Origin of the sequence: Kribbella italica (assembly GCF_014205135.1) — a bacterium.
Lineage (GTDB): Bacteria > Actinomycetota > Actinomycetes > Propionibacteriales > Kribbellaceae > Kribbella > Kribbella italica.
This window is the reverse complement of sequence record NZ_JACHMY010000001.1, coordinates 6,906,002-6,923,992: the sequence shown is the minus strand read 5'-3', so window position 1 is coordinate 6,923,992 and position 17,991 is coordinate 6,906,002. Positions and strand designations below refer to the sequence as shown.

At 71.1% G+C, this 17,991-nt stretch carries 20 protein-coding genes; 9 read left to right on the top strand and 11 right to left on the bottom strand.

Annotation, left to right across the window (positions count from 1 at the left end):
- Window positions 1-9 precede the first annotated feature (9 nt).
- Window positions 10-663 (top strand): hypothetical protein, encoded by a 654-nt coding sequence (locus tag HDA39_RS32365; RefSeq protein WP_184801673.1) that lies wholly within the window; start codon window positions 10-12, stop codon window positions 661-663.
- Window positions 660-1,100 carry a hypothetical protein gene (locus HDA39_RS32360; protein ID WP_184801671.1) on the top strand — a complete coding sequence of 147 codons (441 nt, stop codon included), beginning with the start codon at window positions 660-662 and terminating at the stop codon, window positions 1,098-1,100. The genes HDA39_RS32365 and HDA39_RS32360 overlap by 4 nt, the downstream gene beginning before the upstream one ends.
- A gap of 7 nt (window positions 1,101-1,107) precedes the next feature.
- Here HDA39_RS32360 and HDA39_RS32355 read toward each other — a convergent pair whose 3' ends face one another.
- Window positions 1,108-1,869, bottom strand: coding sequence for a GntR family transcriptional regulator (locus HDA39_RS32355; protein WP_184801669.1), 762 nt, complete (start codon window positions 1,867-1,869; stop codon window positions 1,108-1,110).
- Between the two features lie 348 nt (window positions 1,870-2,217).
- On the opposite strand from HDA39_RS32355, the gene nhaA reads away from it, so the two are divergent.
- The 3 genes from nhaA (at window position 2,218) to HDA39_RS32340 (ending at window position 4,956) form a co-directional block, all read left to right on the top strand.
- Window positions 2,218-3,429, top strand: a complete 1,212-nt coding sequence (gene nhaA, locus HDA39_RS32350; protein WP_184801667.1) for a Na+/H+ antiporter NhaA — start codon at window positions 2,218-2,220, stop codon at window positions 3,427-3,429.
- Window positions 3,430-3,652: 223 nt separating this feature from the next.
- Entirely contained in the window at window positions 3,653-4,054 is a 402-nt protein-coding gene (locus tag HDA39_RS32345; protein WP_184801666.1) for a phage holin family protein, read from the top strand.
- Between the two features lie 113 nt (window positions 4,055-4,167).
- Window positions 4,168-4,956 (top strand): alpha/beta fold hydrolase, encoded by a 789-nt coding sequence (locus tag HDA39_RS32340; protein WP_337925985.1) that lies wholly within the window; start codon window positions 4,168-4,170, stop codon window positions 4,954-4,956.
- Here HDA39_RS32340 and HDA39_RS32335 read toward each other — a convergent pair.
- The 6 genes from HDA39_RS32335 to nth all read right to left on the bottom strand — a co-directional run bounded on the left by HDA39_RS32335 (window position 4,953) and on the right by nth (window position 10,104).
- A complete protein-coding gene (locus tag HDA39_RS32335; protein ID WP_184801664.1) occupies window positions 4,953-5,681 on the bottom strand; it encodes a hypothetical protein in 729 nt (242 codons plus the stop codon). The genes HDA39_RS32340 and HDA39_RS32335 overlap by 4 nt on opposite strands.
- Window positions 5,678-6,172, bottom strand: a complete 495-nt coding sequence (locus tag HDA39_RS32330; RefSeq protein WP_337925984.1) for a SigE family RNA polymerase sigma factor — start codon at window positions 6,170-6,172, stop codon at window positions 5,678-5,680. The genes HDA39_RS32335 and HDA39_RS32330 overlap by 4 nt, the downstream gene beginning before the upstream one ends.
- 572 nt (window positions 6,173-6,744) lie before the next feature.
- On the bottom strand, window positions 6,745-7,917 hold the full coding sequence (locus HDA39_RS32325) for a MarP family serine protease (RefSeq protein ID WP_184801662.1): 1,173 nt from the start codon (window positions 7,915-7,917) through the stop codon (window positions 6,745-6,747).
- Window positions 7,914-8,681, bottom strand: a complete 768-nt coding sequence (locus HDA39_RS32320) for an NUDIX domain-containing protein (RefSeq protein WP_184801660.1) — start codon at window positions 8,679-8,681, stop codon at window positions 7,914-7,916. Before HDA39_RS32320 ends, HDA39_RS32325 begins: the two co-directional genes overlap by 4 nt.
- Window positions 8,678-9,322: a TlpA family protein disulfide reductase gene (locus tag HDA39_RS32315; protein ID WP_337925983.1), complete on the bottom strand. Its 645-nt coding sequence runs from the start codon at window positions 9,320-9,322 to the stop codon at window positions 8,678-8,680. Before HDA39_RS32315 ends, HDA39_RS32320 begins: the two co-directional genes overlap by 4 nt.
- A complete protein-coding gene (gene nth / locus HDA39_RS32310) occupies window positions 9,319-10,104 on the bottom strand; it encodes an endonuclease III (protein WP_202893184.1) in 786 nt (261 codons plus the stop codon). Before nth ends, HDA39_RS32315 begins: the two co-directional genes overlap by 4 nt.
- Window positions 10,105-10,367: 263 nt before the next feature.
- On the opposite strand from nth, the gene HDA39_RS32305 reads away from it, so the two are divergent.
- Window positions 10,368-11,045 carry a cyclic nucleotide-binding domain-containing protein gene (locus tag HDA39_RS32305; protein ID WP_184801658.1) on the top strand — a complete coding sequence of 226 codons (678 nt, stop codon included), beginning with the start codon at window positions 10,368-10,370 and terminating at the stop codon, window positions 11,043-11,045.
- Between the two features lie 3 nt (window positions 11,046-11,048).
- On the opposite strand, the gene HDA39_RS32300 is transcribed toward HDA39_RS32305, so the two are convergent.
- From HDA39_RS32300 to HDA39_RS32285, 4 genes are read right to left on the bottom strand one after another with little or no spacing between them, the layout of a single operon-like run.
- Complete coding sequence (locus tag HDA39_RS32300) at window positions 11,049-11,837, bottom strand: MBL fold metallo-hydrolase (protein WP_184801656.1); 789 nt, start codon at window positions 11,835-11,837, stop codon at window positions 11,049-11,051.
- The gene (locus HDA39_RS32295; protein ID WP_337925982.1) at window positions 11,834-12,661 is read right to left on the bottom strand and encodes an NUDIX hydrolase; all 828 of its coding nucleotides are present in this window, start codon (window positions 12,659-12,661) and stop codon (window positions 11,834-11,836) included. Before HDA39_RS32295 ends, HDA39_RS32300 begins: the two co-directional genes overlap by 4 nt.
- A 36-nt stretch (window positions 12,662-12,697) precedes the next feature.
- Window positions 12,698-13,159 (bottom strand): RidA family protein, encoded by a 462-nt coding sequence (locus tag HDA39_RS32290; protein ID WP_184801654.1) that lies wholly within the window; start codon window positions 13,157-13,159, stop codon window positions 12,698-12,700.
- Window positions 13,156-13,317, bottom strand: a complete 162-nt coding sequence (locus HDA39_RS32285) for a Sp36 family protein (protein ID WP_184801652.1) — start codon at window positions 13,315-13,317, stop codon at window positions 13,156-13,158. Before HDA39_RS32285 ends, HDA39_RS32290 begins: the two co-directional genes overlap by 4 nt.
- A 62-nt stretch (window positions 13,318-13,379) precedes the next feature.
- On the opposite strand from HDA39_RS32285, the gene bagA reads away from it, so the two are divergent.
- The 3 genes from bagA (at window position 13,380) to lon (ending at window position 17,899) form a co-directional block, all read left to right on the top strand.
- Window positions 13,380-14,330: an ATPase BagA gene (bagA, locus tag HDA39_RS32280; RefSeq protein ID WP_184801651.1), complete on the top strand. Its 951-nt coding sequence runs from the start codon at window positions 13,380-13,382 to the stop codon at window positions 14,328-14,330.
- Window positions 14,327-15,448, top strand: coding sequence for an ArsA family ATPase (gene bagB, locus HDA39_RS32275; RefSeq protein ID WP_184801648.1), 1,122 nt, complete (start codon window positions 14,327-14,329; stop codon window positions 15,446-15,448). The genes bagA and bagB overlap by 4 nt, the downstream gene beginning before the upstream one ends.
- A 96-nt stretch (window positions 15,449-15,544) precedes the next feature.
- Window positions 15,545-17,899, top strand: a complete 2,355-nt coding sequence (gene lon, locus HDA39_RS32270) for an endopeptidase La (RefSeq protein WP_184801646.1) — start codon at window positions 15,545-15,547, stop codon at window positions 17,897-17,899.
- Window positions 17,900-17,991 lie beyond the last annotated feature (92 nt).

Below are 17,991 nucleotides of genomic sequence, written 5' to 3'. Positions count from 1 at the left end.
CCTGAGCTGGTGGTGAACCTGGAGGCGAAGCGGATCGCCAAGACCAACGACGAGCGGGCGGCGCTGGCGGCTCGGCGGGGGTGGGACATCCGGCTGGAGGCGCCCGGGTTCGCCGACCGGTGGCGGTACGCGTTGCCGTTCAGTCTGCGCGGCAAGCAGGAGCTCTCGTTCGGGGTGGTGAGCGGGCGGCACCACGGGCTGCGGTTCACGGCGTTCGACTACCACCGCCAGGTCACGCTGGAGGCGGTGCGCGACGCCTGGAGGGACGTGGCGGCGCCGAAGGCCGGCGCCGTCCGGATCAACACGGTGTGGGTGATCGAGCTGCCGGCGAAGGTGCCCTGGTTCCAGATCGTGGAAAACGCCGACCCGGCGTACGACCTGAAGGACATGCCGGAGCCGGCCACGCCGAACTCGAACTTCAACCTCTGGTACCGCCTGGTGAACACCAACCCGCAGGTCGCCGCCCAGGTCCTGCACCCGGAGCTGATGAAGTTCATGCGTCGTCACAAGCTGCACACCTGGGCCTTGATGGAGCAGGAGCTGCTGGCCACGGTCTACCCGATCTTCGGCCGCACCAAGCCGGACGAGCTGGTCGAGACCCTCGATCGCCTGACGGCCCTGATCGGGCTGCTGCCGCTGCCGGCCCTGGAGCAGTACCGATGACCGCGCTGGTGGCGATCCTCCACGCCGGCCTCGCCGCCGCGTGGGTCGGCGGCATGGCGTACTCCTTGTTCGTCGTCCAGCCCAAGCTCGCGAAGTTCTACGCCAGGGACCCGGAGACCCGCGAGACGCTCACCGTGGTCATTGCCTCAGGCAACCGCTGGAAGGTGGTCGGGCTGATCGCGGTGATCGCCTCCAGCGGCGGCGTCCTGCTGGCGCTGGACCCGGATCACTGGTGGATCCACGCCGTGAAGGGCGTCCTGCTGCTCGCCGCGAGCGCGATCTTCTGGTACGTGTCGTGGCGCCACTGGCCTCGACGGGTCTTCGCGACCTCGGCCGAGGTTCCGGCGTACCAGGCCCGGCTGCGGTGGCTCGCCACGATCATGCTCGCCCTGGCCGGTACGGCGTTCGCGCTCGGCGTCGCCGCGGCGCATGTTTGATACTTGATCAGGTGGTGCGGTAGGCGACGGTGATGTCGTAGCGGTCGGAGCGGTACGTCGAGCGGCCGCATTCGATGACATCACCGGTGGCGGTCCGGGGAGCCGAGGTGATGATCAGGCAGGGGGTGGCCTGGTCGATGCCGAGCAGCGCGGCGTCCTCGGGGGTGTCGGGTGGGGCGGCGACGATCGAGGCGGAGACCATGCCGAGGGAGACGCCGAAGCGGGCCGCCAGTTCGCCGTACAGGGAGAGCTCGTCGAAGGAGAGCTCGTCGAGGCCCGGGAAGCGCTTGAGGGAGAGGTTGGTGCGCTCGATGGCCATCGGCTCGCCGTCGGCGGTGCGGAGGCGGACCAGGTGCAGGTACGGGGTGCCGACCGGCTCCTCCAGCTCGGCGGCGAGGGTCCCGTCGGCGGTGCCGACGCGGTGCTCGAGGACCTTGGCGCCCGGCGTGATGCCGCGGGCGCGCATGTCCTGGCTGAACGACGACGCGAGCAGCTTGTTCGGGCGTGGTTCGGCGACGAACGTGCCACCGCCGGGACGCCGGGCGGCCAGGCCCTCGGCGACGACGCGGTCGACCTCCTGGCGGACCGTCATCCGGGCCACTCCGAACCGCTCGGCCAGCACCCGCTCCGAGGGCAGCACCGTCCCGGCCGTCAGGCTGCGGGTGAGTCGCTCCAGGATCTCGCGGATCTGGTCACCCTTCGGCCGGTCGGTCCGCAGCTCGGTCGGGAGCTCGGCGAGGTCACCGGGGTTGTTCCTTGGGCGGGCCATGGTGTCGTGTTCCCTGGGGATCTGGCCGGCAAACCGGTTGCCGGGGCTCGGTCGTTCGTAGCGTTGCGGTCGGTCGACCGTTCACCGACAGTACTGGCCGGAGCCCCAGGACGGCCAGCGATCATCTTCCCAAACCGAGGCCCCCCGCGTCGAGCGGCGGAGGGTGTGATCCGCACGGGAAAGCGTTTGCCCGAAACGTACGGGCGGTCCGTCGTGAAGGCCGCGCGGAGGTCGCGTCAAGAGCGGACCCGCCGGGAAACCGTTAGAATGGTGTGCGAGCTTCGGCTCTGGTGTGCCGGGAAGTCTGGTCGGCGATCTGTCCGACGACCCCGAGCGAAGGGCCTGCCGATGAGCCCCCGACGATCGCTGAACAAGCGCCGCGCCTTCCCCCGCATCCTGGGCAGCGAGCGGGCGTACCTGGCCGACATGCTGCGGGCCGAAACCACCGGCGGCCTGGTGCTGGTGGGCGCGGCGGTGATCGCGCTGATCTGGGCGAACTCGCCCTGGCAGGACGCCTACCACCACCTCCGGGACGCGCAGCTCGGTCCGCTGACCGTCGAGGCGTGGGCCTCGGACGGCGCGCTCACGCTGTTCTTCTACCTGGCCGGCGTCGAGCTGAAGCGGGAGTTCACCGTCGGCACGTTGTCCCGGTTCAGCGAGGGCGTCGTACCGATCGCGGCGGCGCTGGCGGGGATGGTGATGCCCGCGCTGATCTTCGTGACGATCAACCTGACCGTTGCCGACGGCAAGCCTCACGGCTGGGCGGTGCCGACGGCGACGGACATCGCATTCGCGCTCGCCGTCCTGGCGATCGTCGGGTCCTCGCTGCCGAGCGCGTTGCGGGCGTTCCTGCTCACGCTCGCGGTGGTCGACGACTTCGGCGCGATCCTGGTGATCGCCGCGGTCTTCTCGAAGGGACTGCACCTGGTCGCGCTGCTCGTCGCGGTCGCGCTGATCGTCGCCTTCTACGCCCTGCAGAGGTTCCGCGTCCGGAGCCCGCTGCTGTACGTGCCGCTCGTGCTCGCGGCCTGGTGGTTCATGCACGAGTCCGGCATCCACGCCACGATCGCCGGCGTCGCGCTCGGGCTCGCGACGCGGGTGCTGCCGGACGAGGGCGAGAAGGCGTCGCCCGCGGAGCGGGTCGAGCACCGGTTGCGGCCTTGGTCGGCCGGTGTCGCGGTGCCGTTGTTCGCGTTGTTCGCGGCGGGAGTCACGCTGAGCGGTTCGGCGCTGCGCGAGATGCTGACCGACCCGGTCGCGATCGGGGTGGTCGCCGGGCTGCTGGCCGGCAAGACGATCGGCGTCTTCGGCGGCGCGTGGGTGACCACACGCTTCACCCGGGCCGAGCTGAACGCGGACCTGTCCTGGCGCGATGTCGGAGCGGTCTCGGTGCTGGCCGGCATCGGGTTCACGGTCGCGTTGCTGATCGCGCAGCTCGCGTTCGCCGGGGACGTCGCCCAGATCGAGCGCGCGAAGGCGGCCGTCCTGATCGCGTCGCTGCTGGCCGCGCTGATCGCGTCGGTACTGCTGTTCAGGCGCAACCGCGTGTACGCCGACTGACCGACACCGTACGCCGGCCTGGCGGACACCGGCGCGGGCGGACCTGCACCACTCACCAACTCGGCGCGCCGGCAGCCGGTCACGCTCAGCGCCGAAGCGGACCAGGCTGTTTCGGGTGGTTGGTGAGTGCTGCACGTTCACCCGCGGGTCGGTGTCCGGCGATTGGGTACCGGCTGTTCGCCGTACGCGACGGTAGGGTCGGGGTAGGGACGGAAGGAGCGCCATGTCGATGGGGCAAGAGGACGAGCCGACGGTCGGGCAGCTCGTCGCGAACGCCAGCCGGGATCTGTCCAGCCTGGTGCGCAGCGAGATCGAGCTGGGCAAGGCCGAGCTGAAGAAGACCGCGGTGAAGGCCGGGACCGGGGCCGGGCTGTTCGGCGGCGCCGCGTTCCTCGGGCTGCTCGCGATCATCCTGCTGTCCATCGCCGCGGCGTACGGCGTCAGCGCGCTCGGGCTGCACCCGGCGCTGGCGTTCCTGATCGTGGCGGTGGTGTACCTGCTGATCGCCGCCGTCCTCGTGCTGATCGGCAAGAACCAGCTCGGCCAGGCGAAGGGCCCGCAGCGCGCGATCGAGACCTCGAAGGAGTCGGTCGAGGCGCTCAAGGCGGTCGGGAAGGGCGACTGAGTCCCGCCGGAGTCTCCGACCTGCTCGTCGACGGGCCGTGGTCGCACGCCCTGGTCGCGGCCAACGGCGCCCGGTTCCACGTCGCCGAGTGCGGCGCGGCGGACGATCCCCTGGTGCTCTTCCTGCACGGTTTCCCCGAGTTCTGGTGGGCCTGGCGGCATCAGCTGCCGGCCGTCGCCGCGGCCGGGTACCGCGCGGTCGCGATGGACCTGCGCGGGTACGGCGCGAGCGACAAGACGCCGCGCGGGTACGACCCGTTCACGGTGTCGGCCGACGTGTCCGGCGTGATCCGCTCGCTCGGCGCGTCGGAGGCGGTCGTGGTCGGGCACGGCTGGGGTGGGTTCGTCGCGTGGTCGGCCGCCGTACTGGCTTCTCGGCAGGTGCGGGCGGTGGCGGCCGTGTCAGCTCCGCATCCGTTGATGCTGCTGCGGTCGGGGCGGCCGCGGGCGGCGGCTCAGGTCGGGTGGTTCCAGCTGCCGATCCTGCCTGAATGGCGATTGCTGGCGCACGACGGGATCCACATCGAGCAGCTGCTGCGGGCTTGGGCTGCGCCGGGTGGGGACTTCCCCGATGCCGAGGCGTCGCGGCGGTACCGGGCGGCGCTGCAGGTCTGGCCGGCGCCGCACTGTGCGCTGGAGTACCACCGGTGGTTCGTGCGGTCGCGGCTGCGGACCGACGGGCGGCGGTACTCAGCGCGGATGCGCGAGCCGATCGACGTACCGGTGCTGCAGTTGCACGGTGGCCTTGACGGCGCGGTTGCGCCGGCGAGCTGGATCACGCCGCCGGAGTTGATCACGGCGCCGCTGCGGCACGAGGTGCTGACGACGGTCGGGCACTTCCCGCACGAGGAGGCGCCCGACCAGTTCACGGACGTCCTGCTGGATTGGTTGGGGACGGTCTAGGAGATCGCCTCGGGGCCGATCGTTCCGGTGACCTTCCAGTCGCCGGCCTTCTGGTCGAGCCGGAAGGTGAGCCAGCGTCCGGCGAGGCAGCCGCGCCAGATGCCCGCGTCGATCTCCACGTGGCCGGCGCGATCGACGATCTTGCCGACGTTGACGTACGGGCCTCCGGCGTCAGGGGCGCAGGGGTCGGCGAGCACTGGACGCTTGGCGATCCACTCGACCTTCTGCGGGGCGAGGAGGCTCGCGATCCCTGTCTTCTCCAGGTCGGTGAACGGCTTGCCGCGGGCACCGTTCTCGTTCTCCTGCGCGGCGTCGGTGACGTAGTACGCCGGGGCGCCGGGCTCGCGCTCGATGATGCCCTTGAGCGCGGCCGCCCAGATCCGGATGTCCTCGGACAGGACGAGCGCCTGCGCTGTCCCGGGCCTGACGCTCGGCTGGGTCGTCGTGACGGCCGGGGCCGGGAGGGTGGTGGGTTGCGGGAGGTTCTGGCGGACGACGAACGCGCCGCCGAGCACGATCACCACTGCCGCTGCGCCGGCGAGTACCGGAGTGAAGCGGCGGTTTCGGGATCCGCCGCCGGCCGCGTCGCGGCTTCCGGCGGTCGCCGTGGCGCGGTGATCGGTTTTCGGGTCTTTGATTGCTTCAGGCAAGCGATCGACCTGGTTCTCCTTGCTGACAAAGGTTTCCCGTAGCAGGTCGCCGAACTCGTCGTCGGACTTGGTCATCTCGTCGCTCCTAGATCGGCGCGCAGGGCCGCCAGGCCCCGGGCCGCGTTGGACCGCACCGTGCTCGCCGTACAGCCGAGCACGGACGCGATCTCGTCGTCCGGAAGATCCTCGTAGTACCGCAGGACCAGTACGGCGCGTTGCCGGCGCGGCAGCGTCGCGAGCAACCGCCACGCCGCGTCACGCTCGACCTGCCGGCCGCTCAGGTCCTCGGTCGACGGTGTTTCGTCCAGCTTGGCCAGCGGGAGCTCCCGGTTCTTCAACCGGCGCCGCCAGCTGAGGAACTCGTTCACCACCATCGTCCGCAGGTAGGCCTCCGGGTGCTCCAGCCGCCCGATCCGCCTCCACTTGCGATGGGCGCGGGCGAACACGGTCTGCACCAGGTCCTCGGCGGTGTGCACGTTCCCCGCCAGCATCAAGGCGACCCGCAGCAGCCGCCGCTCGCTCGACCGCACCACGTCGTCGAACGCCGAAGCCATCTCGCTGGTCACCGTCACACTCTCCCAACGCCACAGCTCAACGGATCTGCTGCACCGCCGGGAGAAAAAGATCAGGTAGAGGCGGGGCCGGGCACCGCGGCGACGGGGGCGCGGGTGCGGGGGCGGGCGCGGTGGCGCGCGGGGGCGGACGCGGGAGCGCGGGGAGCGGGAGCGCGGGGAGCGCGGCAGGGGGTGCAGCGGCGCGGGCGGGTGCAGTGGCTCGGCGGCGGTGGCGCGGGGCGCGGGAGTGGGTGCAGTGGCGCGGGGCGTGGCTGCTGGGCCACGGCGGCCGGAGGTGGTGGCGGGGAGCTCGGCGGCGGAGCCGCTCGTGGGCGGGGCGACGCCCCCGCCCCCGATCAGGTGCGGGTGGAGACTTCCTTCGTGGCTCGGGTGCCCTGGTCTGCCGCATCGGCGACCTGGGCCGCGGGAGCGCGGGGCGCGGGAGGCGGGTGCAGTGGCGCAGGGGCGGGAGCGGTGGCGCGGGAGCGGCGGCGTAGCTCGGGAGCCGGGGCGGGGGCGTGGCGGCGAGGCCACGGTGGCCGGAGGCGGAGCTGCTCGTGGGCGGGGCGACGCCCCGCCCTCGATCAGGTGCAGGTGCGGGTGGAGACCTCCTTTGTCGCTCGGGTGCCCTGGTCGGCTGCGTCGGCGACCTGGGACGCGGTGAGGACGTAGCCGGTGCGGTTGTCTTCGACGGAGGCGGCGAAGACCACGCCGTACACGGTGCCTCGGGTGGAGATGAGGGGGCCGCCGGAGTTGCCGGGGCGGACCGAGGCCCAGATCGAGAAGGCCTTGCGGGTGACCGTGCGGTCGCCGTAGATGTCGGGGCCGCGGAGGCGTTCCTCGGAGCGGATCCGGGCGGGCTCGGAGTTGAACGGGCCGTTCTCCGGATACCCCAGGACGATGGACGCGGCGTCGGCCTTGCCGCTGTCGTCGAAGACCAGCGGCTGGGCGTTCAGTTTCGGCACGTACAGCACCGCGACGTCGATCTCGGGGTCGAACAGCACCACCCTCGCGTCGTACGAGCGCTTGTCGACCTCGACCTTCGGGTTCTCGACACCCGCGACGACGTGCGCGTTCGTCATCACCCGCTGCGGCGCGTAGACGAACCCGGAGCCCTCGAGACCGCGCGAGCAGTTCGCGACGCCGGTCACCTTCGCGATCCGGCTGTACGCCGCCCGGACCGCCGGCGTCCGCCCGATCCCGCCGTCCGGCGGCTGGGTCTCGCGGATCCGCTCCGGCACGAACGGGTCGAGGAAGCGCGGGAACAGATCGGTGTTCACCACGTCGTTGAACGCCTGCAGCGCCTGGTCGGCGCGGTTCGGCAGCACCTCGTCGACCTTGGCCAGCACCTGCGAACCGCGCACCGCCGACGTCACGTCCGGGATCCGCGCACCGCTCACGGCGACGCCGAGCACCCACGACACGACCAGCACCGACGCCGCGGCCAGCGCGGCACCGCCGAGCGCGTCGACGGCCTTGACGGGTTTCCAGGAGATCTTGTTTCTCAGCCTCGAGCCGAGCAGCGCGCCGACCGTCCGCCCGATCGAGGCCAGCAGGATCACCAGCACCAGCGCCGCGAACGACACCTCGACGCTCGGCGAGAAGTTGTCCAGGATCTTCGGTACGCCGTACACGCCGACGGCCGCGCCGGCCAGCAGGCCGAGCGTCGCGCAGGCGCCGAGGATGAAGCCCTCGACGTACCCGGAGATGGCCACCAGCACGGTGACCGCCACCAGCACCCAATCGAGAATGCTCACTCCACACCCTCCGGACGCCCCAAGTCGTGCTCGATGGCAGTCAGCCGCCGCTCCTCCTGCGACCGCTGCCCCTCACTCCGCCAGGCCGCCTCGACCAGTCGGTCGGGCAACGGTACGACGTGAGCCGGGTCCCAGTCGCGCGCCCAGCCGCCGAGCAGCAGCAATTTGTCGAGCAGCCCGGCGGTGAAGCCCCAGATGAACAGGTCGTCGATCAGGAACGCCGGACCGGTGAAACCGGACGGGTGGACGCAGTTGACCCGGTTCGCCGGGTCGGCGAGCGCGGACAGCGCGACGCGGTGCACCGAGGCGACCTCGGCCGGGTCGACCACGGCGACCGGTGACGGTTCGCGCCACCAGGCGAGGACCGGGGAGACGCCGAAGTTGCTGACCGGGACCCAGAGCGCGGGCCAGACCGCGAACACCTCGACGCCGGTCGGGTCGAGCCCGGTCTCCTCCTCGGCCTCGCGCAACGCCGTACGGATCAGGCCCTCGGTGCCGGTGCCGTCCTCCTCGTCGCTGCGGCCGCCGGGGAAGGCCATCTGGCCGGCGTGCGAGCGCAGCGTCCAGGAGCGTTCGGTGAGCAGTACGTCGGGGCCGTCGGTGTCGTTGCCGTCGGCAAGCAAAATGAGGACGGCGGACTCGCGGACGGCGGGGTCGTCGGGTGGGAGGAAGCGCGAGAGCTCGTTGGGATCAACGGTTTTCGAGGCCGTGAGCAGGTGGTTGAGCCAGGCCGGAAGGTCGGCGTCGAACGTCGTCGCGGTCACAGGTCGACCCCCAGTTTTTCCTTCACCAGTTGGTCGAGCTGCTGCTGGGACTTGAGTACGCCGCGGTGCACGTAGACGACCTTGCCGTCCTGGTCGACGAACGCGGTCAACGGCGGACCACCAACCTTGAGCGGCTGCTGAACGGCCTTCTCGGCGTCGACCAGATGGGGGTAGGTGAGGCCGTTCTCCCCCGCGAACTTCGTCGCCAGCTCGCGCCGGGGATCGGCGTAGTCGATGCCGAGGAGCTTGAGTTTCCCCGCGGACTTCTTCTGCAACTCGGCGAGGTACGGCGCTTCTTCGCGACACGGGCCGCACCACTGGGCCCAGACATTCACCACGAGCGGGCCGCGCAGATCAGCAAGCCGTACGTCGGGGCCGTCCCCGAGACACGGCAAGCTCACATCGGGTAGGCCGTTGGTAACCGGCGGCTTGGAGGGCTCAGCCTCACAGGCCAGTGCTTGCTCAGGAGCCTTGGTGGTCGGCGCGCTGCTGGGCTTCTCGGTGCCGCAGGCGGTGAGAAGGAGAAGCCCGGCGACGCTCAGCGCCGGTACGACACGGCGGAGCCGCGAGGGGCGGGGGCGGGCTCGCATCCCCCACACCCCGGGGGCGAGGCGGCGGAGCCGCGAGCCCGAAATGGTCACGCGGGGACCTTGACCAGCTTGGCGGCCAGCTCGGGGTCCGTGGGGCCGGTGCCGTAGGACGGGCACCACTGGGCGATGGGGCAGGCGCCGCAGGCGGGCTTCTTGGCGTGGCAGCGGCGGCGGCCGTGGAAGATGAGGCGGTGGGACAGCATCGTCCAGTCCTTCTTCGGGAACAGCGCGCCGATCAGGTGCTCGACCTTGACCGGGTCCTCCTCCGTGGTCCAGCCGAAGCGGCGGACCAGGCGGCCGAAGTGGGTGTCGACGGTGATGCCGGGGACGCCGAACGCGTTGCCGAGGACGACGTTCGCGGTCTTGCGGCCGGTGCCGGGGAGCTTGACGAGTTCCTCCAGCTTGCCGGGCACCTCCCCGTCGTACTCGTCGACGAGCGCCTGGCCGAGCTTGAGCACGCTGTTGGTCTTCGCCCGGAAGAACCCGGTCGGCTTGAGGATGGCCTCCATCTCCTCGCGATCGGCCTCGGCGTACGCCTGCGCCGTCGGGTACCGCGAGAAGAGCGTCGGGGTCACCTTGTTCACCGTCACGTCGGTGGTCTGCGCCGACAGGATCGTCGCCACCAGCAGTTCCAGCGGCGTGGTGAAGTCGAGCTCGCAGTGCGCGTCGGGGTAGGTGTCGACGAGCACCTTGTGCATCTTGCGCGCCCGCCGGACCAGCTGCGTCGGCGTCTCGTCGACGTACACCGGAGCCTTCCGCGGCAGCTTCACGGGCGGGTGCAGGACCGGAGCCGGAACCGGGTGCGGGTTGGGGTCCGCGACGCGCTGGGTCATGCAGGCCAGCCTACGTGCGGCACTCCACCCGATATCCGCGGCTCGCTCCCTGGACGCTGCGGCCGGGGGTTCCTCGTCGGGCGACTTCGGGCGCGTCCGGGCGACCGTCGTACCGGCTTCTCGGCGCGTCCTGGGTGACCTACGTGGCGGTTCCGTGACCGGAGGAAGTACGGTTTTGAGGCGGCCGGGTGCTTTCTGCCCGGCGCCGAGGGGGCTCGCAGCCCCTTTCGAAGGTTGCAGTTGAGGTCCGAGGAGGCCCATTCGTGGACGCCGCAGTGCTCCGACAGGCACCGCTGTTCAGTCAGCTCGACGACGAGGCAGCGACCGCGCTCGCCGCGTCGATGACCGAGAACCGGCTGCGTCGCGGCCAGGTGCTGTTCCACGAAGGCGACTCCGGCGACCGGCTGTTCGTCGTGGTCGAGGGCAAGGTGAAGCTCGGCCGGACGTCCGCGGACGGCCGCGAGAACCTGATCGCCGTACTCGGCCCCGGCCAGATGTTCGGCGAGCTGTCGCTGTTCGACCCCGGACCGCGCTCCGCGACCGTCACCGCCGTCACCGACGCGTCGATGATGTCGCTGACCCACGACGAGCTGCTGCGCTGGCTGGCCGGGCGTCCCGAGGTCGCCCGCGGTCTGCTGCTGCAGCTCGCGTCCCGCCTGCGCAAGGTCTCCGACGTCGTCGCCGACCTGGTGTTCTCCGACGTACCGGGTCGCGTCGCCAAGGCCCTGCTCGACCTGGCCAGCCGCTTCGGCCGTACGGCGGACGACGGCGTCCACGTGCACCACGACCTCACCCAGGAGGAGCTCGCCCAACTGGTCGGCGCCTCCCGCGAGACGGTCAACAAGGCCCTCGCCGACTTCGCCTCCCGTGGCTGGGTGCGGCTGGAGCCCCGCTCGGTGGTCCTGCTCGACGTCGAACGCCTTCAGCGCCGGGCTCGCTGACGGTCAGCTGTTCAAGTACTCCAGCTGGGCCCGCACCGACCTCTCGGCTGCGGGCCACAGCTTCTTGTCGACGTCCGCGTAGACGTTCTCGACGACCGCCTCGGGGGTGGTGTGCCCGGCGGCGACGGCGGCGCGGACCTGGTCGAGGCGTTCGCGGCGGTGGTCCAGGTAATAGGTCAAGACGCCGCTCGGGTCGTCGATGACCGGGCCGTGGCCGGGGAGGAGGCGCGCGACGCCCGCCGGGGAGTTGGCGAAGGCGCGGAGGCTTTCGAGGGACTCGAGATAGGGGCCTAGGGCACCGTCCGGGTATGCGACGACCGACGTACCGCGGCCGAGGACGGTGTCGCCGGTGAGCAGCGAGCCGTCCTGCGGGAGCCAGAAGCAGACCGAGTCGAGGGTGTGGCCGGGGGTCGGGAGGACCTCGATGCGCAGGTCGCCGGCGCCGATCACGTCGCCCTCGGCCAGGCCGTGCGCGTGGTCGGTCGGGATCCGGTACGCCGGGTCGACGGCGCGGACCGGGCAGTTCGCCTGGTTCGCGAACCAGGCGGCGCCTTCGGAGTGGTCGAAGTGGTTGTGCGTGAGCAGGACGGTCTCGACCGTCGCGCCCGCGGCCTCGACGGCGTCCAGTACGGCGCGCAGGTGCTCCTCGAGCAGCGGGCCGGGGTCGACGACGACGGCCCGGTCGGAGTCGGGGGCGCGCAGGATCCAGGTGTTGGTGCCGTCGAGCGTCATCGGGCCCGGGTTCGCGGCGAGCACGCGGGCGGCGTACGGGGTGATCTGCTCGGCGGTCATGTGGTCTCCAGATAGGCCTGGTCGTTCTCGATCCGCACGGTCGGTTGCACCGGGGTGATCCGGCGGTCGGTGGCCGAGGCCAGTACGGCGGCGACGTCGGCGTACGGCGTGATGTCGCCGCAGCACAGGTACGTCGGGGGCAGCATCAGCATCTCGCCGGCGTCGACGGCCGCGACGGCGTCGGCCGGGCGCAGCCAGGCGACCTGGTCGGACTCGCTGGTCACGTCTCGGGTGACCTGGCCGGCCGGGAGCGCCGCGACGAAGAAGCGGGTGTCGTAGCGGCGCGGCTCGAACTCGGGGGTGATCCAGTGCGCCCAGGGGGCGAGCAGGTCGGCCCGGAGGACCAGACCGCGCCGGTGCAGGAACTCGGCGAACCCCAGCGAGCGGTCCTCGAGCGCTACCCGGTCGGCCTCCCAGTCGGCACCGGTGGTGTCGCCGACGACGGTCTCGGTCGACGGCCCGGCGAGCAGGACGCCGGACTCCTCGAACGTCTCCCGTACGGCGGCCGCGACGTACGCCGCGGCCGTCTCGGCGGAGCACCCGAGCCGCTCACCGAACCACTCGGGCTTCGGCCCGGACCAGGAGTCGGCGATGCTCGAGTCGGTCGCGTCGACGCGGCCGCCGGGGAAGACGGTCATCCCCGCGGCGAACGCCATCGACTGCTGCCGCCGGAGCAGGTAGACCTCGGGCCCCTTGGAGGTGTCCCGCAGCAAGATGACAGTGGACGCAGGCCGAGGCTCGCTCGGAGTCAGCCCCTCCCGCACGTGGGCGAGAGCCACCTCCGCCATCCGCCCGGACAGGAGTTCAGACCTCAGATCACGCACTACTCGACTCCTCCTGCCGGGCGTACGGCGTACAGGTCAGTTGACCTCGACGATCAGCTCGACCTCGACCGGGGCGTCCAGCGGCAGGACCGGGACGCCGACGGCGCTGCGGGCGTGTTGGCCGGCTTCGGCGAAGACCTGGCCGAACAGCTCCGAGGCGCCGTTGGCGACCTGGGGCTGGCCGGTGAAGTCGGGGGTGGAGGCGATGAACGCCACCGCCTTGACGACGCGCTTCACGTTCGCCAGGTCGCCGATTTCGGCCTTGACGGCGGCCAGGGCGTTCAGGGCGCACTGCTGGGCGCACTCGGCGGCCACCTCGGGGGTGACCTCGCCGCCGACCTTGCCGGTGGCGATCAGGGCGCCCTCGCGCAGCGGCAGCTGACCGGAGGTGTAGACCAGATTGCCGGTCCGGACCGCCGGGACGTACGCGGCGACCGGCTTGGCGACGTCGGGCAGCTTCAGCCCGAGCGCGGCCAGGTTCTCCTCGGGGTGGCTCATGACTGGGTGATCTCCCGCTTGAAGTAGGCGACCAGGTTCTCCGGGTTAAGCCCCGGGACGACCTGGACCAGCTCCCAGCCGTCCTGGCCGAAGTTGTCCAGGATCTCCTTGGTCGAGTGGACCAGCAGCGGCGCGGTGAAGTACTCGAACTTCTTCATGAGGTGGACTCTAACGGGCGCCCCGCGGGCTGTGCTGTGGGCCACGTCCTACGCTGGGGACCATGGCGAGGCTGCATGTGGTGACCGGCAAGGGCGGCACCGGGAAGACGACGGTGGCAGCCGCCATGGCGCTCTCACTGGCCGACGAGGGCAAGCGGGTGCTGCTCGTCGAGGTCGAGGGGCGCCAGGGACTGGCCCAGCTGTTCGACGTACCGCCGTTGCCGTACGTCGAACGCCGGATCGCCGTCGGACCCGCGGGCGGGGAGGTCTACGCGCTCGCCGTGGACGCCGAGGCCGCGCTGCTGGAGTACCTCGACATGTACTACCACCTCGGCCGGGCCGGGAAGGCGCTCGACAAGGTCGGCGCGGTCGACTTCGTCACCACCATCGCGCCCGGGCTGCGTGACGTGCTGCTGACCGGCAAGGTGTACGAGGCGACCCGGCGCAAGGCGCACGGGCGGCTCGCGTACGACGCGGTGGTGCTGGACGCGCCGCCGACGGGGCGGATCGGCCCGTTCCTGAACGTCAACCACGAGGTCGCCGGGCTGGCCAAGATGGGCCCGATCCGCAACCAGGCGGACGCGATCATGGGCATGCTGCGCTCGGACGTGACCCGGATCCACCTGGTCACGCTGCTGGAGGAGATGCCGGTCCAGGAGACCCTGGACGCGGTCGGTCAGCTCGAGGCGCTGGACCTGCGGATCGGCTCGATCGTGGTGAACATGGTCCGGCACAGCCCACTCGACGACGAGACGCTCGCCCTGGCGGTGAAGGAGAAACTGCCCGCCGCCGAGCTGGCCCGCGGCCTGCGGGCGGCCGGGATCTCGGCGAGCAAGCAGATGGTGAGCACGCTGGCGGCCGAGGCGCGTGACCACGCCGTACGGATCGGTCTGGAGCGCGAGAACCGCGACCGCATCGATGCCCTGGGCAAGCAAGTGACCGAGCTCGGGCTGGTCCCGGACGGGATCGACCACGGCGCGTTGTTCGACCTGGCCGAGGAGCTGCGGAAATGACCGCCCTGGATCTGGACGCCCTGATCGACGATCCGAAGACGCGGATCGTCGTCACCTGCGGGGCGGGCGGGGTCGGCAAGACGACGACCGCTGCGGCGCTGGGGCTGCGGGCCGCTGAGCGCGGGCGGAAGGTCGTCGTACTGACGATCGATCCGGCGCGACGGCTCGCGCAGTCGCTGGGGCTGACCGAGCTGGACAACACCCCGCGTGCGGTCAAGGACGTCGACGGCGCGAACGGCGGCAGCCTGGACGCGATGATGCTGGACATGAAGCGCACCTTCGACGAGGTGGTGCTGGCGCACGCGACGCCGGAGAAGGCCGAGCAGATCCTGGCCAACCCGTTCTACGTCGCGCTGTCGTCGTCGTTCGCGGGGACGCAGGAGTACATGGCGATGGAGAAGCTCGGCCAGCTGCACAAGCAGGCCGAGCGGACCGGCGAGTGGGACCTGATCGTGGTCGACACCCCGCCGTCGCGCTCGGCGCTGGACTTCCTGGACGCGCCTGAGCGGCTGGCCTCGCTGCTGGAGGGCCGGTTCCTGCGGCTGCTGCTCGCGCCGGCGCGCGGTCCGCTGCGGCTGATGTCGGCCGGGGTGAACCTGGCGATGTCGGTGATGAACAAGGTGCTCGGCGCGCAGGTGCTGACCGACGTCCAGACGTTCGCGGCGGCCTTCGACACGTTGTTCGGTGGGTTCCGGGAGCGGGCGGAGAAGACCGTCGCGCTGCTCCGGGAGCCGCACACGGCGTTCCTGGTCGTGGCCGCGCCGCAGAACGACGCGCTGCGGGAGGCGTCGTACTTCGCCGACCGGCTGCGCGAGGAGCGGATGCCGCTCGCCGGCGTCGTACTGAACCGGGTGACGACCACGCACGCCCCCGACCTGTCGGCCGAGCGGTCCCTCGCGGCCGCGGAGAAGCTGACCGAGGCCGAGAAGTCGGACCTGACCGCCGCCGTACTGCTCCTGCACGCGGACCGGATGCAGCAGGTGGTCGGCGAGACCAAACGCGCCGACCGGTTCCGCCGCGGCCACCGCTCGATCGCCACCGTCGACGTCCCCACCCTCCCCGACGACGTCCATGACCTCACCGGCCTGCGCACCATCGGTGACCTCCTCACTGCCTGATTTCACCCTCGGCGAACGCCGAACCCCTCGGGAATGACCAGGTCACGTCCACCGTTGAGCCTGTCAGACTCAATCTTCAAGTGAGGGTGTGACAGCGTGACTGAGACGTTGAATCTTCCTGTTCTGCCGTTGGACGACGTCGTGGTCCTGCCGGGAATGGTCGTGCCGGTTCGGCTGGCCGACGCCGAGGCCCGCGCGGCGATCGACGCGGCACAGGCCTCCGGCCAGGACAAGGTGCTGCTGGTGCCGCGCCTGGACGGCAAATATGCGAAGGCCGGGACGCTCGGCGAGATCGAGCAGATCGGCCGGCTGCCGGGCGGAGCCCAGGCAGCGGTGATCCGGGGTACCGCCCGAGTCCTGATCGGCGCCGGGACGACCGGTCCGGGTGCGGCTCTGTGGGTCGGCGCCACCGTGCTGAACGAGATCACCGACGCGCAGTCGGCGGAGCTCTCCCGCGAGTACAAGACCCTGGTCACGAGCGTGCTGGAACGGCGCGGCGCGTACCAGGTGATCGACTCGGTGAAGCAGGTGAACGCTCCGGCCGAGCTGGCCGACCTGGCCGGTTACGCGTCGTACCTGACCGACGCCCAGAAGCTGGAGCTGCTGGAGAACGCGAACGTCACCGAGCGGCTGACCAAGCTGATCGGTTGGGTGAAGGACCACCTGGCCGAGCTCGAGGTGTCGGAGTCCATCCAGAAGGACGTCCAGGAGGGGATGGAGAAGCAGCAGCGTGAGTTCTTGCTCCGCCAGCAGCTCGCGGCCGTCCGCAAGGAACTGGCCGAGCTGGACGGCAAGGCCGAGTCCGAGGAGGACGACTACCGCGCTCGCGTCGAGGCGGCCGACCTGCCGGAGCACGTCCGCAAGGCCGCGCTCGCCGAGGTCGACAAGCTGGAGCGGACCGCGGAGCAATCCCCCGAGGTCGGCTGGATCCGGACCTGGCTCGACACCGTGCTCGAGCTGCCCTGGAACGAGCGCACCGAGGACGGCTACGACCTCCGTGAGGCCAGGGCGATCCTGGACGCGGACCACGCCGGCCTGGACGACGTGAAGGAGCGCATCACCGAATACCTGGCCGTACGGCGGCGCCGCGCGGACCGTGGTCTCGGAGTGGTCGGCGGACGCCGCAGTGGCGCCGTACTGGCTCTGGTCGGCCCTCCTGGCGTCGGCAAGACCTCGCTGGGTGAGTCCGTGGCCCGTGCGATGGGCCGGAAGTTCGTCCGGGTCGCGCTGGGCGGCGTCCGGGACGAGGCCGAGATCCGTGGTCACCGCCGGACGTACGTCGGTGCGCTGCCGGGCCGGATCGTCCGGGCGATCACCGAGGCCGGCTCGATGAACCCGGTGGTGCTGCTGGACGAGATCGACAAGGTGGGCGCGGACTACCGGGGCGACCCGACCGCGGCTCTGCTGGAGGTCCTGGACCCCGCGCAGAACCACACCTTCCGGGACCACTACCTGGAGGTCGAGCTGGACCTGTCCGACGTGGTGTTCCTCGCCACGGCGAACGTGCTCGACTCGATCCCGGCTCCCCTGCTGGACCGGATGGAGCTGGTGCAGCTGGACGGGTACACCGAGGAGGAGAAGGTCGTGATCGCTCGCGACCACCTGCTCCCGCGGCAGCTCGAGCGGGCGGGTCTGACGGCCGAGGAGGTCGTCGTCGAGGAGTCGGCGCTGCGCCTGCTCGCCGGCGAGTACACCCGCGAGGCCGGCGTACGGCAGCTGGAGCGGTCGATCTCCCGCGTACTGCGGAAGGTCACGGCCAAGCTGGCGCTCGGTGAGGACCTCGGCGGATCGGTGACGGTCGCCGCGGACAACCTGAAGACCTACCTCGGGTCGCCCAAGTTCACGCCGGAGTCGGCGGAGCGGACGGCGCTGCCCGGAGTGGCGACAGGCCTGGCCGTGACGGGCGCCGGTGGTGACGTGCTCTTCATCGAGGCGTCGCTGGCGGACAAGGAGACCGGTCCGACCGGTGTCACGCTGACCGGTCAGCTGGGTGACGTGATGAAGGAGTCGGCGCAGATCGCGCTGTCCTACCTGCGCTCCCACGGAGCGGAGCTGGGACTGCCGGTCGGTGACCTGGCCGAGCGGAACACCCACATCCACGTACCGGCCGGAGCGGTCCCGAAGGACGGGCCGTCGGCGGGTGTCACGATGACGACCGCGCTGGCGTCGCTGCTGTCCGGGCGGCCGGTCCGCTCGGAGGTCGCGATGACCGGTGAGGTGTCGCTGACCGGCCGGGTGCTCCCGATCGGTGGCGTGAAGCAGAAGCTGCTCGCCGCCCACCGGGCCGGACTGACCACGATCCTGATCCCGAAGCGCAACGGGCCGGATCTGGAGGACGTCCCCGCGTCCGTCCTGGCCGAGCTGACCGTTCACCCGGTGAGCGACGTCCGCGAGGTCCTGGACCTGGCGCTGGTCCCGGCACAGGTCGAAACCCGGCAGTACGCCGCCTGACCTGACGAACCCCTGACGGCCGACCCACCTGTCCCGGTGGGTCGGCCGTCGTCCTTTCGGATGATTTTTCCGGCCCGATCCAGGGCGGTACG